We start from the raw sequence: 14,125 nt of genomic DNA on the forward strand, positions 1-14,125 counted from the left end.
AAAATCCGCAAAAGTTTTTTTATAAATTTCCACTTATTTTTTCAAAAATTATTGACTTTTTTACGTATTAAATACAAATTAAGCCTTAGACTTTAAAGTCTATCAGAGCCTTGTTTTGCCAGATAAAAGGCTTCTTTATCACTCAGAAGGAGTTGTACCCTAGTGAACGGAAGTACAGTTTCTATTAACAGCGTGTCCAAGCATTTTGGCTCGTTCCATGCGCTTGACGACATCAGCATTACAATTAAGCAGGGTGAATTTTTTTCTCTGCTTGGACCGTCCGGCTGTGGAAAGACAACACTTCTCCGCATTATCGCAGGATTTGAATTTCCTGATGAAGGCGCAGTTCTTTTTGATGACAAGAATGTTGTGCCTCTTCCGCCTAACAAACGCCAGAGCAATACAGTTTTCCAGAGCTACGCGCTTTTTCCGCACCTTTCAGTTTATGAGAATGTCGCATTTCCGCTTCGCTTAAAAAAGACTGACAAAAAAACAATCGACGAAAAAGTAAAGGAATATCTGCATCTTGTTCAGCTTGACCAGCACATGTATAAAAAACCAAACCAGCTTTCTGGCGGACAAAGACAGCGTGTGGCAATTGCAAGGGCGCTCATAAACGAGCCGAAGGTTTTGCTTCTTGACGAGCCACTTTCAGCCCTTGATGCAAAACTGCGCGCAAATCTTTTGGTTGACCTTGACGCATTGCACGACAAAATCGGAATCACATTTATTTACGTTACCCACGACCAAAGCGAAGCGCTTGCCGTAAGCGACAGAATCGCTGTAATGAACCAAGGAAAAGTTCTTCAAGTTGGAACTCCATTTGAAATTTACGAAAGCCCGGCGACACAATTTGTAGCGCAATTCATAGGAGAAACAAACCTTTTTGAAAGCACAGTTGTTTCCTGCGAGCCGCACAAGAATTCAAAGGGAGAAGACGAATTCAATGTAACGCTGAATACTCCGGTTCTTGGACTTCAGGCTAAGCTCAAGGGCGAAACTCAGGCGATGCGCGAAGAAGACAAAAATATTCTTGTTACAGACTACGACCACACAGATCCGGGACAGAAAGTCTGCTTTACAATCCGACCGGAAAAAATCCGCATAACGCTTGAAGAGCCGAACGTAGGCGGAAGAAAAGACATCAATGTTTTTAAAGGAATTGTAGAAGAGCCAGTTTACACAGGATTTCAGTCTAAATTCTATGTGCGCCTTGAAAACGGAGCAATCATAAAAGTATTTAAGCAGCACACAAACTATCTTGATGACGGTCCGGAAATCGCCTGGAAAGATGAGGTTTTTGTTTCATGGTCAGCAGACGATGGCTACATTGTTGAGGACATAAACACATGAAAAGCAAGCAGGAAAATAAAGAGCATAAAAGCTTTCAGCTCAGGCTGGCTTCAAAAGCTTATGGCGCAAAATACAAGAAGGCAAATCCCGGTCCTGCTTATGCCTGGCCAATGGGAGCTTGGTTTTCACTTTTCTTTATTGTGCCTCTGATTATAATTGTGTGCTACTCGTTTTTAAAGCGCGATGTTTACGGCGGAGTTACAAGGGAATTTTCACTTAAAGCCTACGAGCAGATGCTGAGTCCGGCTTACGGTCTTATATTTTTGCGCACACTTTGGATTACAATAATCGCCACAGCAGTTACAATTCTCATTTCACTTCCGTGCGGATATGCGATGGCAAGGAGCAAGCACCAGACTCTTCTTTTGATTCTTGTCATTGTTCCGTTTTTAACAAACAGCCTAATAAGAATTTTCGCCTGGATTACAATTCTTGGAGACAACGGACTTTTCAACCAGTTGCTTTCAAATTTACACGACATTATTTGCAAGGTAACTGGCTCAACAAAAGAATTTCTTCCGCATAAATTTATGTTTACGCGCGAGGCTGTTATTCTTGTAAGCATTTATATGTACTTGCCTTATGCGATTCTTCCAGTTTTTACGGCGGTAGACAGATTCGATTTTACACTGCTTGAAGCCGCACGGGATCTTGGCGCAACAAAAATGCAGTCCATGTTTAAAGTTCTGATTCCCGGAATCAAAAGCGGAATCTTGAGCGCGATAATTTTTACGTTTATTCCGATTTTTGGAACATACACAGTTCCGCAGCTTGTAGGCGGAAAAGACAGCTATATGCTCGGAAACATTATTGTTGACCAAGTTCAGAAAGTACGAAACTGGCCTCTGGCTTCTGCATTCAGCCTTGTAATTACAGTTATAAGCATGGCGGGCGTTCTGCTCATGCTTTCAACAGGAAAAAAAGAAGCGGATATGAACAAAAAACTGAACAAAGAAGACACAACATCAAGCATTGCCGAAAGTATTTCCAAAGCCAGTCTCAAAGGAAGCAAATGAAAAATCCGATTTTATTACTGAACAAAAAATACAAGTCGATTCCCAAAAGCGAGTCAAACAGGCACGCAAAACGCCAATGGAAAAAACGCAATCCTAGATTCAGTCTGTCAAATACAGTGCTGTGCCTTTCGATTTTATTTTTGTTTTTACCGCTGTTTGTAATTGTGTTTTTCTCATTCAACGAGTCAAAAGACACAACTTTTACAAATTTCTCGTTCATCTGGTACCAAAAGCTCATATTCAGCTCAAAACCTTTATGGCACGCGCTTTTGAACAGTTTTATTGTAGCCTTAACTTCCGCAATTACAGCAACTGTGCTTGGAACTTTGGCGGCAATCGGAATCAGCTGGTACAAGTTCTTCGGAAAATCCTACATTCAGTCAATCAGCTTTTTACCGATGGTTCTACCGGAAGTTATCATGGGAATTTCGCTCCTGATTTTTTTTAGCGGAATAAAACTTTCGCTCGGACTTTTTACAATTTTTATTGCGCACACAACATTCTGTCTTCCGTTCGTTTATCTTATGGTAAGCGCGAGAATCGACGAATTTGACTATTCAATTATAGAAGCAAGCCACGACTTGGGTGCAAACGAATTTCAGACGCTTACAAAAGTAATTGTTCCCGCAATCATGCCTGGAATTATTTCAGGCTTTATGATGAGCATAACAATGTCACTTGAAGATTACGTTATAACAGCTCTTGTTTCAGGGCCGGGAAGCACTACACTTCCGCTTTACGTTTATTCGCTTATAAGATTCGGTGTAAGTCCTGTAATCAATTCGCTTTCGTTTGTGCTGATTCTTATAATCTGCATCATTGCAATTCTGCTTAGAAGCCGCCTTAAAACATTTGCGGCATCAAGATAATCCATTCTGTAAAAAAAAGCAAAGCTGGTTTCAATACCGACCGTACACAGGAGTTTATATGAAAAAAAGAGTTTGTTCAATTATTTCAGCTTTTATTGCAGTTGCCTCTGTTTCATTTTTTTCATGCAAAGAAGAAAATGAAGTCTACCTTTACAACTGGACTTACTACACACCAGATGAAGTTTTGCGCGACTTTGAAAAAGAATTCAACTGCACTGTAAAAGTAGACAGCTACGCTTCAAATGAAGAAATGTATGCAAAATTAAGAGCCGGAGCAAAAGGATACGACATAGTTGTTCCATCCCAGGATTACTGCTCAATTATGATTAAGCAGGGAATGTTCCGAGAGCTTGACCAGAGCAAGATGACAAACAAAAGCCATATAAATCCGCTTGTATTTGAAAAGGCAGATTACGATCCGCAAATGAAATATTGCGTTCCATATTATCTTGGAGCCGCCGGAATCGCCGTGAACAAGACAAAAGTTTCCACGGATTATGAAAAAACTTGGAACATTTTTGCAGATAAGCAGTTTGCAGGGCACGCCACAATGATGGACGATATGCGCGAAGTTATCGGGGATGCTCTTACAACTCTTGGCTACAGCATAAATACAGTTAACCAGAACGAACTGAAAGAAGCTTCGGACTACATAATAAAAAACTGGAAGCCAAACCTCGTAAAGTTCGACGCTGAAGGATTCGGAAAGTCATTTGCATCCGGCGATTTCTGGCTTTGTCAAGGATATGCGGAAGTTGTATTTGGTGAAGTCCCAGAAGACAAATGGGAAGAAACAATCGACTTCTTTATTCCAGCGGAAGGCGGACCTTCTTACCTTGACAGCATGTGCATCTTGAAAGACGCGCCTCACTACGATCTTGCCAATGAATTTGTAAACTATATTCATCGCCCTGAAGTATATGCTAAATTCCTTGACGCATTCCACTTTCCTTGCTTTGTGAATAAAGATGCCGCCCAGTACATGACAACAAAAACAATGTATGAGGCAGACCAAATGTCAAACTGCGTTCTAAAGGAAGACCTTGGCGAAGACTTGGACAAATACAACGAGCTTTGGCAGGAAATAAGATTCACTGAATAATATGAAAATCATTGCTAAAAAAACAAGCCTCAATGGGCACATTCAAGTTCCAGGCTCTAAGTCGCATACAATCAGAGCACTTTTACTTGCATCCCTTGCAGAAGGAACTTCATATATACGAAATCCACTTCCAAGCGCAGACTGTCTTAGCGCAAGCCGCGCAGTTCCGCTTATGGGCGCAAAAATAGAACTGGAAAAAGACTCTGTAAAAATCGGACAAACCTGGACAGTTCAAGGAGCAGGAAGCAAAATCCACTTGCCAAGCAATATTGTTGACGTAGGAAATTCCGGCTCGCTGCTTTACTTTATGTCGCCAATCGCAGCCACATTTGAAGGCTGGAGCGTGTTCACTGGGGACGAAAGCATAAGAAAACGCCCCGTAAGCCACGTTGTAGACGCATTAAGACAACTTGGAGCGCAGGCATTCACTGCGGAAGAAAAAAGCGGAACTTGCCCGATGCTCATAAAAGGTCCTATAAATGCAAGCAACACAGTAAAAACAGGCGGCGAGCTTAGCCAGTATGTTTCCGGAATGATGATGGCGGCTTGCAGGCTGAACGGAACTCTCAAAATCGAACTTTCAAATCCAAAGGAAACACCATACCTTTACATGACACAAAAGTGGCTTGAAAGCTGCGGAGTAAAAGTCAGAATGTCAGAGGACTTTAAGCACATCGAAGTTGACGGTCCTGTAAAAATCAAGGCATTCGACAAAGCAATTCCAAGCGACTGGGAAGCTGTGGCATTTCCGCTGATTGCAGCCTTAATCACAGACAGCGAGCTTGTAATTAACAACGTGGACTTAAGCGGAACACAGGGCGATGAAGCAATAGTCGAAGTTCTAAAATCCCTTGGAGCAGACATTGAGCTTGACAAACAAATCTGCTCGCTCAAAGTGCACGGCGGAACAAAAGCAAGCAACGGAACAGGAAGACTTTCCACGGAACTTCTAAAAAACAAGGAGCTTCACGTAAATCTTTCTGGATTTCCTGACGCAGTTTGTGCTCTTGCCGCAGTTTCGTGCTTTGTGGAAGGAACTGTTTTTATTGAAGACATTGGCGTTTGCCGCAGAAAGGAAACAGACCGCATAAAAGTTCTAAAAAGCGAGCTTGAAAAACTGGGCGCGCAAGTAGAAGAAGGCGAAGATTTTCTGGTTATCAAGGGACATTCTCCAGTTCTTGCTGACGGAAAGCCAAACCCGGAATTTGTCCTGCACGGCGCGGAAGTTGAAAGCTACTTTGACCACAGAGTTGCAATGAGCCTTGCCTGCCTAGGACTTGGATTAAAAGAAGGTCAAGAAATAAAAGTAAAAGACGCAGAATGTTGCTCTGTAAGCTTTCCTGAATTCTTTGAAGCCATGAACAAAATAGGAGCCGGATTTACAAAAGCCTAAATGACAGCAAAAAAAAGACTGTCTTGAAACTGTTTTACTTGCTATTTTCACGGCCTTCAACAAGCCGAACTCTCCAGTCGTATTCTTTTTGCTCGTCTTCAATTTCCTGCTTGCGAAATAACTTTGACAATTCTTCAATAACTGGAGCAATATTTATCACAGCATCCACAATGCAAGGCTCAAAGTGGCTTCCGCTTGATTCCTTAAAAATTTCAATTGTTCGCTCAATAGAAAACGGCTGTTTATAAGGTCTTCAACTTAAAAGAGCGTCAAGAACATCGGCAGCAGACATTATTCGGACGCAAAGAGGAATTTCATTTCCAGAAAGTCCATTCGGATAGCCGCTTCCGTCGTATTTTTCATGGTGGCAATAAGCCATCTGTTCCGCAACAATGTTGAACCACCCTCTGTTTATCATAGGCAAAAGCTGCACAAGCCTTTTACCTTCAGCAGGATGAGCTTTCATCATTTGAAATTCTTCGTAAGTATATTTTCCGGGCTTGTTAAGAATGCTGTCTGGAATGTGAACTTTGCCAATGTCGTGCAAGTTTGCCGCGGCGGAATAAACAGAAATTGCCTGCTCCGTCAGAATTTCATTGTAATGTCCCTCCTTTACAAGTTCCCTGGAAATAAGCTCCACATATTTAACAGTATGGCGAACATGGTGGCCTGTAAAAAGCTCGTGGCTTTCAAGCATTCTTGGAATAAATTCCATAATCTTCATCTGAGTATCTTTCAGCTGAAAAGCCTTTGTAAGCGCGCGGCTAAGAGTGGAATGGCTTCTTTTGGAAAGTGCAACCGCAATAATGTAGGAAAAAACAAATTCAATTGTAAATCCTGCGCTCTGTGAAAAAAAGTAAAAGCTTTCAGTTGTGTTAAAGCTGACGCACATAATTTTTGCGCGGAAATAAACTGAAAAAATCATAAGAACATAGCAGACAAGCGCAATGCATCTTGTAAGAACAGCATTGTAATAAAGGCAGCTAAGAAAAACTACAAGCGCATAGGAAATATTTATTCCAATATGTCCGTTTGTTCCCATGTATGCCAAAATTGCCGCCATAACGCACAGTCCAAACACCATGGGAATTCTGTGCCATCGTAAAACATAGACAAAAATGCTCTGAATAATAGAAAATAAAGCTATGACGATTCCAAGTATAATTGAATATGAATAGGGAATTTCAAAAATGCCAATCTTGCTGATAACAATAAAAAGAGGCGCAAGAACATTTCCAAGCAGCAAAATGCCAGTTGTAAGCCTGTTGACACTTTCAATATTTTCAGCGAAAAACTCTTCGTCTTCAACCGGCACAGAAAACTCCCTTCACTCTCCCAGAAAGAAAAAATCCGACTTATTAGAAACAATTTCAAGATTAAATACTCAGCCGTCATTCCCGTGCAATGGACACGGGAATCTATAGATTATCGAATAAAGATGATAATGACAGTAAACAATGAAACTTTATAAATTATAAAAATATTCCAAGTAAAAATCAACATATCAAATCGGCACGTCAGGGCAAACGCATTATAAATAATTTAAGTAAAGTTTGCGCGAAGGAACGGTTCCTGAGGCAAAAACACTCTGATTGTTGCGCCCACGTGAGCGGGCAATTCTATAGTTACTTTGCAACAATCAGAGTGTAGCGCATTATTGCGCGATTTTGAACCAGTAAACCGTGTCTGGGAGCCAGTTTTATGCTGAATACATTTATAATGCGCTTGCCCTGTTGGCACGTCATAAACCGAAAAAAATAATACACATTGAACGCTGGTTGTTTTTATGATATTATTATAAAATTACAATAAAAGGGGTCTTACTTTGATTTACTATCTTGGCGGCTTGCTGAAAAACTTTTGGGGACCAGCTAGACTTTTTCAGTCATATACAGTTCTGATTGCGCTTGCACTTTACATAGGATTTTTTCTTTCCAAAGTATTAATTCCAAAATTCTACAAATATCTTCCGAGCGACAGAGGAAGAGAATTCACATTGACAAAAGAAGTTGCAAAAGGAAAACCCACAGGTTCCGGAGTTGTGTTCATAACAATATTTGTAATTCTCTGTTTTATAATCGTTCCGCTGGATTATCTTCAGTCTGGAATTCTTGCGCTTACTTGGCTTATGATGCTTACAGGATTTTTGGATGACAGAAGCTTAAAAGGCTGGGGAGAATACAGAAAGGCATTTTTAGATTTTGTGATTGCAGTAGCGGCGGCATTTCTTTTAATGCATTATCTTTCTCAGACTTCTCCAGACGGAAGACTCAGATTTTGGTTCCCATTTTTTTCAACTACGATTCATATTCCGTGCTGGCTTTACGTTGCAATAACAGTAATCATGCTTTGGATGTCTGTAAACACAACAAACTGCACAGACGGAGTAGACGGATTAAGTTCAACTCTGGTTCTGATTGCGCTTTTGACTATGGGCGCGCTATTTTATATCGTGCTTGGCCATGTTGACATTTCAACATACCTTCTTGTTCCGCATTTAAAAGACGGAGCTTCCTGGGCAATAATAACATTCTGCCTTGCCGGAGTTCTTATGGGATACTTGTGGCACAATGCGTTTCCAAGCTCAGTTCTTATGGGAGACGCAGGTTCACGCGCGCTGGGATTTTTTATCGGCGTATGCGTAATGGTAAGCGGAAATCCATTTTTATTCCTTGCAACTTCTTCAATTATTTTTGTAAACGGCGGTGTAGGACTTTTAAAAGTCGCTCTCAAAAGATTCTTCCACATTTCAATTTTTGAAACAGTAAGATTTCCGCTGCACGACCACATGAGAAAAAACAAAGGCTGGTCGCCAACACAAGTGCTTATCAAGTTTATGATAATTCAGCTTTTAATAACTGTAGCAATGCTCGGAATATTCTTTAAAATCAGATAAGGAGGTAAGATAAAAACTGCCGAAAATAGTGTCAGTTTTTATCTTTTCAAGTTTGTGCTACAAACTTGTTATCAACTGCAATTTCTCACTTCGTTGCGAAATTGCGTAAAAAATCAAATCGAAAGTTGAAACTTTCTCATTGACTTTTTATAGGAGAATTTCACTTCTTAATAAAAACAGCGCATTTTCAAAACCACATATAACACACAAAACAAAGCGAGGAAGATTATGGAAAAAGAATCAAAAGTTTTTTTTACAGATTTCCGTGTAACTCAGGACGGAGGAATTGAGGCAAAACTGAAAAAACTCTGCAAGAAAGCCGGAATTGAGCAGATTGATTTTCACGGAAAATTCACCGCTATAAAGCTTCACTTCGGAGAGGACGGAAACCTTTCATTCCTGCGTCCGGATTACGCAAGAGCCGTCGCAGAACTTGTAAAGGAACTTGGCGGAAAACCATTTCTTACGGACTGCAACACTTTGTATCCGGGCTACAGAAAAAATGCCCTTGACCATCTTGACTGCGCGCAAAAACACGGATTTTCTCCAGTAACAACTGGCTGCCAGATAATAATCGGAGACGGACTTAAAGGCACTGATGAAGTGGACGTTCCTATTGTAAACGGAGAATATTGCAAAGTTGCCCACATCGGAAGAGCTGTAATGGACGCTGACATTTTTATAAGCCTTTCGCATTTTAAAGGGCACGAGGCAACTGGATTCGGCGGAGCAATAAAAAACATAGGAATGGGCTGTGGAAGCCGCGCTGGAAAAATGGATCAGCACAATACAGGAAAACCGAAAGTAAATCAGGAAGCCTGCAAAGGCTGCCGTTTGTGCTCAAAGGAATGCGGTTCTGACGCAATCACCTACGAAAACAAAAAAGCCTTTATAAACCAAGAGCTTTGCAAAGGCTGCGGAAGATGTATTGGCGCCTGCAACTTTGACGCAATCTACAATCCGAACTGGAACGCAAATGAAGACCTTGACTGCAAAATGGCTGAATACACTCAGGCAGTATGCTACGGAAGACCTTGTTTCCACATAAACATAATCCGCGATGTAAGCCTTTGGTGCGACTGCCGTGCTTTTAATGACGCGCCTCTTATTCCAAACCTTGGAATGGCTGCAAGTTTTGACCCGGTTGCGCTGGACCAGTCCTGCTCGGATTTATGTTGTCAAGCCGCAAGATTTGAAAACTCGCAAATTGCAGACAACATAAAAAAAGGACTCAAGCCAACTAAAGACCTTTGGAAAGATTCCACGCCCGAATCAGTTTGGGATATGTCGTTAATCCACAGTGAAAAAATCGGTCTTGGAAGCCGCAAGTACAAACTAGAAAAATTTTAAGGTCTTTTATAAATCTCTACAAAATCCCTAATCAGGAGAGTGTAATAAAAATTTTGCCTAACATAGCGTCAAAGTTTTTATTCACAAGTTTGCGTTGCAAACTTTCTTATTAACTGCAATTTCTCACTTTGTTGCGAAATTGTGCTAAAAAGTCAAATCGAAAATTGATATTTTCTCATTGACTTTTTATGGGAGGAAAATTATGGAAAAGAAGAACATTGGAATTATCCAGCATCTTTATTTAGCAGGAATGGCAATTTGCGCCATTGGATTTTTGTGTCCGCTGTTCAAGGCTTTGGGGCAGACAGCAAACGGATTCAGCCTTATTTCAAAAGATTTTTCTGTAATAAGCGCAGGAATTCTTTTGATTTTTATCGGAGCTGCGGCAGGAGCAGTTCTTTGCTTTATAAAAATAAAAAACGTAAAGCTCTTTAAACTGATTGCCCTTGCAGCAAGCATTTCGGGCGGAATAATTCTTGCATTGCAGATGAACAACAGCGCGCTTTCACGTCTTATTGGAAAAGAATTTTTAAAGCACGCAACATTTGGATTTTACATGATAATTGCCGGCTGGATTATTGCAATTGCAGGATTTACAAAAACAAAATAAGTTGACTTTAACTTCTTCGGGATAATTGCCCGAAGATATTTTCAGCTTATATTTTTGAAACGCTTGCAAAGTCTACAGAACTTTTTTATATTCTATATACAAACATTGCATACAAAATATGCAAATCAGGGAAGGAAAAATCTTCAATGTATAAGAAGCTGTTTTCAAAACACATCTGGCTTTTGAAAGGCTAATATACGCAAAATAAAAATATACGGAGGATATATGGAAGACATCGCAAGAGCCTGTTTTGTTATAGACGGAAATTATACAAGAAAAGGCTTTTCACATTTGGCCCAAGACGGAATTGACGGAAATTATTACTCAATAAATTTTGCAGCTCTTACAGAATACACGGCTTCACTTATTGAAGCAGAAACCGGAACAAGATGCGTGTTCTCAGATAAAAAAGTGTTCATGGGAACAAATGCGGAATTTGACCGCGAAAACCAGAAATTCTACAGGGCACTTGATGAAGCCGGATTTCAGCGCAACACATTCAACTTGCGCTCGCAGGAAAGCTCAAACGGAAGACTTCCCACTTTAAAAGAAGATGCTGTGGACACAACAATCGTATTCAACACGGCAAAAGAATTCTACACAAAAAGCCGCGATGAACGGTTCGACACGCTTGTTCTTTATGCAGGAGACGGAGATCTTTCAGTTCTTGTTTCGGGGCTTAAAGCGGAAGGCGTACGAGTGTTTGTTATCTACTATGATTTTAAAACACCAGTTTCCATTACAAGAGCTTCGCAGAATTTGCTTGAAACAGCAGACAAGGCAATCAGCATTTCAAGCCTTCTTGATGAACGAGTTTCCCAGCAGATAAAATCAATCTTTACAAAAATAGATGCGCCGGAACAAACATTCCAAGTTCACTACAAGCCGGGAGCTAGGAGCGCATTTGAAACGGCAACTCAGCCTTTTGTCTTGTCTGAAAAACTCATCATAGAAGGAATTTCAAACTGCCGAAAAGACGATGACGGCTGGGCGCTTGTTGCTCAACTTGGAAAATCAATTGAATACAAAATGGGCGCAAAGCTTCCGTTTGGGACAAAACTCCGTGCAGAACTTGCAAGATACCCGAAAACTTTTGAAACAAAAGAAGTGCCGGCATTCAGTGTAAGAATAAAACCAGCAGCATTGCAACATAAAAACTGATTAAAAAATCACAACCGAGGTTATTATGAAAAAAAGATTTTTTTTTGTTCTATTTACAATTTTTATTTCTACATTTTTGTTCTGCAAGTCTTCACCAGCAAAAAAAACTAAGCCGGTAAATTCGACTTCTACCACAAGAAAAACTTCCAGCCCTTCAAACAGCAAAAAAAGAGTTCAGCAAAAAACACAAGGAAATGCCAAAAGCAAACAAAACTCCAGCAATACTTCAAACGCTAAAGCAAAAAGCAAAAATTCTTTATGGAACATTAAACCGCTTGACACCGCAAGAAATGTTGATTACCTGAGCGATTTTGAAAAAAATGTAATTCTGGAAATGAACAAGGCAAGAACAAATCCGAAGCAATACGCTGATTTATATATTGTTCCAAGGCTGGAAAATTTCGATGGATATAACTATATAGAAAAAAGAATGTCGGCGGCAGGTCCATATAACTGGACAATCCGCACACAAGAAGGTCCTGCGGCTGTAAAAGAATGCATAAAATATATGTACGAACAAACTCCACGCCCGCCACTTAAACCATCTAAAGAACTTACACAAGCTGCAAGAGATCATGCAGAAAGCCAAGTGGTTACCGACCAGCTTGGGCACACAGGAGTTGACGGCTCGACACCATCTGAAAGAATGCAAAACTACGGCATATTTATGGCAACGGCTGAAAATATATTTTATTGCGTAGACACAGCAAGAAATACGGTTGTAAAATTTTTAATTGACGATGGAGTAGATTCACGCGGACACAGGAAAAATATTATGAACAGAAAATACAATATAGCCGGTGTAGGATATGCTGAATGCGAAGAGAACAGAAGAGATGAATGTGTAATCGACTTTGCACAAAGCTATATGGAAAAGTAAAAGGGGTGAATTTCCTCGGACTTTGTATAGAAAAGATGATAAGGAGCTGTCCAACAAGTTCTCATTATCATACTTGATACTGCGTGTTTTCATAGCAAACTCGGTTAGCAATCTTTAAATGATTGCAATATATATTAGATTTTAGGGGCAAGACCAAAAATAACAGAAAAGATACTTTTGGGACAGCCCCTTTGTTTTTTTAAGAATTTTCCTTGTAGGTTTCTGCAATGATTTTGATTCCGTCTTCAAGCTCATCATCGGGGCGCGCATAATTTATTCTTATGCACTTTGAATAATGCGGATGATTTTTAAATGCGACTCCATTTCCGAAGAAAAAATATTCACCCGGAACAACGACAACCCCCTGCTCTTTTAGTTTTTTGTAAAGCTCCTTCGTTGTGATTTTTAGTTTTCGCATTAAAATCCACAGGAAAATCGAGCCTTCACCTTTATGAACGGCATAATCAGTTCCCGCAAAATATTTATGCACAAGACTCTGGGCAAATTTATTTTTCTTTTCATAATACGGACGCACAAAGTTTGAAGCAGCCTCAATCAGTTTTCCACTTTCGATTAGATTAGAAGCAATCGCCTGGCCAAGACTTCCCGAAGCAAGCGCGATTATAGAATTCAAATTTGAAAGAGCTGTAACAATTTCTTTTCTGGCAATTATAATTCCAGTGCGCAAACTTGGAAGACCTATTTTTGAAAGGCTCATGCTAAGAATTACATTTTCATTCCAAAAAGGTTTTGCATCGTTGAAAATTATATGCGGCCACGGAAGTCCATAAGCGTTGTCAATAATCAGCGGAATAGAATGTTTTTGCGCAAGAGCAGACATCCGTGTAATTTCTTCATCGGTAAGAACATTTCCGGTTGGATTTGTGGGGCGGCTTACACAAAGGGCTGCAATGCTACTGTCCTTGTCAAGGCGTTCTTCAAGTTTTTCAAAGTCAACAAAATATTTAAAAGTGTTGTCGCTGTATTCTTCAAAGCGTGAAGGAATGCTTTCAAAAGTCTCATTTTCAATTCCATGGTCCGCATATCCAACATATTCCGGCACAAGCGGAAATAGAATTTTCTTTTTAGTTTTTTTTCCATCTGGCGAAGTGAATGTTCCAGAAAGAAGATTGAAAAGATAAAAGCATGCGCTTTGGCTTCCGTTGCACACAGCGATATTTTCTGGCTTTACATTCCATCCTAAGTTCTTTGAAAAAAAAGTTGCGACAGAATTTATAAACGCATTTTTTCCCTGCGGACCATCGTATTTTCCAATCAAATCTTCAAATGCACGGTCGTCTTTCATTATGAGTTCCATTTCAGCGCGGTACATTTTTTCAAGTTCTGGAATCTGCGCAGGGTTTCCTCCTCCAAGTGCGCAAATTTTTTTTCCTTTAGGAAGAGGCGCACCCAAGTCTTCCATCAATTGCAAAATTCCAGACTCTCCCGTAAGTTTTTTTCCAAAATCTGAAAACATTTTTTATCCTCGTTGTTT

Annotated in this window: 13 protein-coding genes; 10 read left to right on the plus strand and 3 right to left on the minus strand. The window is 40.2% G+C overall.

Going from position 1 to position 14,125, the window contains the following annotated elements; translation table 11 throughout:
• Nucleotides 1-162: 162 nt before the first annotated feature.
• Genes TRESU_RS10705 through aroA form a run of 5 tightly spaced genes read left to right on the plus strand, consistent with a single transcriptional unit; the run spans nucleotide 163 to nucleotide 5,733 of the window.
• On the plus strand, nucleotides 163-1,353 hold the full coding sequence (locus TRESU_RS10705; RefSeq protein WP_013702228.1) for an ABC transporter ATP-binding protein: 1,191 nt from the start codon (nucleotides 163-165) through the stop codon (nucleotides 1,351-1,353).
• Nucleotides 1,350-2,369: an ABC transporter permease gene (locus tag TRESU_RS10710; protein WP_013702229.1), complete on the plus strand. Its 1,020-nt coding sequence runs from the start codon at nucleotides 1,350-1,352 to the stop codon at nucleotides 2,367-2,369. The genes TRESU_RS10705 and TRESU_RS10710 overlap by 4 nt, the downstream gene beginning before the upstream one ends.
• Complete coding sequence (locus TRESU_RS10715) at nucleotides 2,366-3,238, plus strand: ABC transporter permease (RefSeq protein WP_013702230.1); 873 nt, start codon at nucleotides 2,366-2,368, stop codon at nucleotides 3,236-3,238. Before TRESU_RS10710 ends, TRESU_RS10715 begins: the two co-directional genes overlap by 4 nt.
• Before the next feature lie 58 nt (nucleotides 3,239-3,296).
• Nucleotides 3,297-4,340, plus strand: a complete 1,044-nt coding sequence (locus TRESU_RS10720) for an extracellular solute-binding protein (protein WP_013702231.1) — start codon at nucleotides 3,297-3,299, stop codon at nucleotides 4,338-4,340.
• Between the two features lies 1 nt (nucleotide 4,341).
• The gene (aroA, locus tag TRESU_RS10725; RefSeq protein WP_013702232.1) at nucleotides 4,342-5,733 is read left to right on the plus strand and encodes a 3-phosphoshikimate 1-carboxyvinyltransferase; all 1,392 of its coding nucleotides are present in this window, start codon (nucleotides 4,342-4,344) and stop codon (nucleotides 5,731-5,733) included.
• A 34-nt stretch (nucleotides 5,734-5,767) separates the two neighbouring features.
• Here aroA and TRESU_RS15830 read toward each other — a convergent pair whose 3' ends face one another.
• Nucleotides 5,768-5,902, minus strand: a complete 135-nt coding sequence (locus TRESU_RS15830) for a hypothetical protein (RefSeq protein WP_281054708.1) — start codon at nucleotides 5,900-5,902, stop codon at nucleotides 5,768-5,770.
• Nucleotides 5,903-5,986: 84 nt separating this feature from the next.
• Complete coding sequence (locus TRESU_RS14365) at nucleotides 5,987-7,048, minus strand: HD-GYP domain-containing protein (RefSeq protein WP_052299598.1); 1,062 nt, start codon at nucleotides 7,046-7,048, stop codon at nucleotides 5,987-5,989.
• A 510-nt stretch (nucleotides 7,049-7,558) separates the two neighbouring features.
• Here TRESU_RS14365 and TRESU_RS10735 point away from each other — a divergent pair.
• From TRESU_RS10735 to TRESU_RS10755, 5 genes are all read left to right on the plus strand, one after another.
• A complete protein-coding gene (locus TRESU_RS10735) occupies nucleotides 7,559-8,629 on the plus strand; it encodes a phospho-N-acetylmuramoyl-pentapeptide-transferase (protein ID WP_013702233.1) in 1,071 nt (356 codons plus the stop codon).
• A 228-nt stretch (nucleotides 8,630-8,857) separates the two neighbouring features.
• Entirely contained in the window at nucleotides 8,858-9,979 is a 1,122-nt protein-coding gene (locus tag TRESU_RS10740; protein WP_013702234.1) for a DUF362 domain-containing protein, read from the plus strand.
• Nucleotides 9,980-10,181: 202 nt separating this feature from the next.
• Entirely contained in the window at nucleotides 10,182-10,589 is a 408-nt protein-coding gene (locus tag TRESU_RS10745; RefSeq protein WP_013702235.1) for a hypothetical protein, read from the plus strand.
• Nucleotides 10,590-10,814: 225 nt separating this feature from the next.
• On the plus strand, nucleotides 10,815-11,750 hold the full coding sequence (locus TRESU_RS10750; RefSeq protein ID WP_013702236.1) for an NYN domain-containing protein: 936 nt from the start codon (nucleotides 10,815-10,817) through the stop codon (nucleotides 11,748-11,750).
• A gap of 25 nt (nucleotides 11,751-11,775) precedes the next feature.
• Complete coding sequence (locus tag TRESU_RS10755) at nucleotides 11,776-12,630, plus strand: CAP domain-containing protein (protein ID WP_013702237.1); 855 nt, start codon at nucleotides 11,776-11,778, stop codon at nucleotides 12,628-12,630.
• A gap of 199 nt (nucleotides 12,631-12,829) precedes the next feature.
• Here the strand turns inward: TRESU_RS10755 and TRESU_RS10760 are convergent, their stop codons facing one another.
• Nucleotides 12,830-14,107, minus strand: coding sequence for a valine--pyruvate transaminase (locus TRESU_RS10760; protein WP_013702238.1), 1,278 nt, complete (start codon nucleotides 14,105-14,107; stop codon nucleotides 12,830-12,832).
• Nucleotides 14,108-14,125: the final 18 nt, after the last annotated feature.

Source organism: Treponema succinifaciens DSM 2489 (assembly GCF_000195275.1).
Taxonomy (GTDB): domain Bacteria; phylum Spirochaetota; class Spirochaetia; order Treponematales; family Treponemataceae; genus Treponema_D; species Treponema_D succinifaciens.

Coding starts and splice junctions, on each gene's coding strand:
- TRESU_RS10710 (WP_013702229.1), top strand. CDS start 1,350: ATGAAAAGCAAGCAGGAAAATAAAGAGCATAAAAGCTTTCAGCTCAGG.
- TRESU_RS10715 (WP_013702230.1), top strand. CDS start 2,366: ATGAAAAATCCGATTTTATTACTGAACAAAAAATACAAGTCGATTCCC.
- TRESU_RS10720 (WP_013702231.1), top strand. CDS start 3,297: ATGAAAAAAAGAGTTTGTTCAATTATTTCAGCTTTTATTGCAGTTGCC.
- aroA (WP_013702232.1), top strand. CDS start 4,342: ATGAAAATCATTGCTAAAAAAACAAGCCTCAATGGGCACATTCAAGTT.
- TRESU_RS10740 (WP_013702234.1), top strand. CDS start 8,858: ATGGAAAAAGAATCAAAAGTTTTTTTTACAGATTTCCGTGTAACTCAG.
- TRESU_RS10745 (WP_013702235.1), top strand. CDS start 10,182: ATGGAAAAGAAGAACATTGGAATTATCCAGCATCTTTATTTAGCAGGA.
- TRESU_RS10750 (WP_013702236.1), top strand. CDS start 10,815: ATGGAAGACATCGCAAGAGCCTGTTTTGTTATAGACGGAAATTATACA.
- TRESU_RS10755 (WP_013702237.1), top strand. CDS start 11,776: ATGAAAAAAAGATTTTTTTTTGTTCTATTTACAATTTTTATTTCTACA.
- TRESU_RS10760 (WP_013702238.1), bottom strand. CDS start 14,107: ATGTTTTCAGATTTTGGAAAAAAACTTACGGGAGAGTCTGGAATTTTG.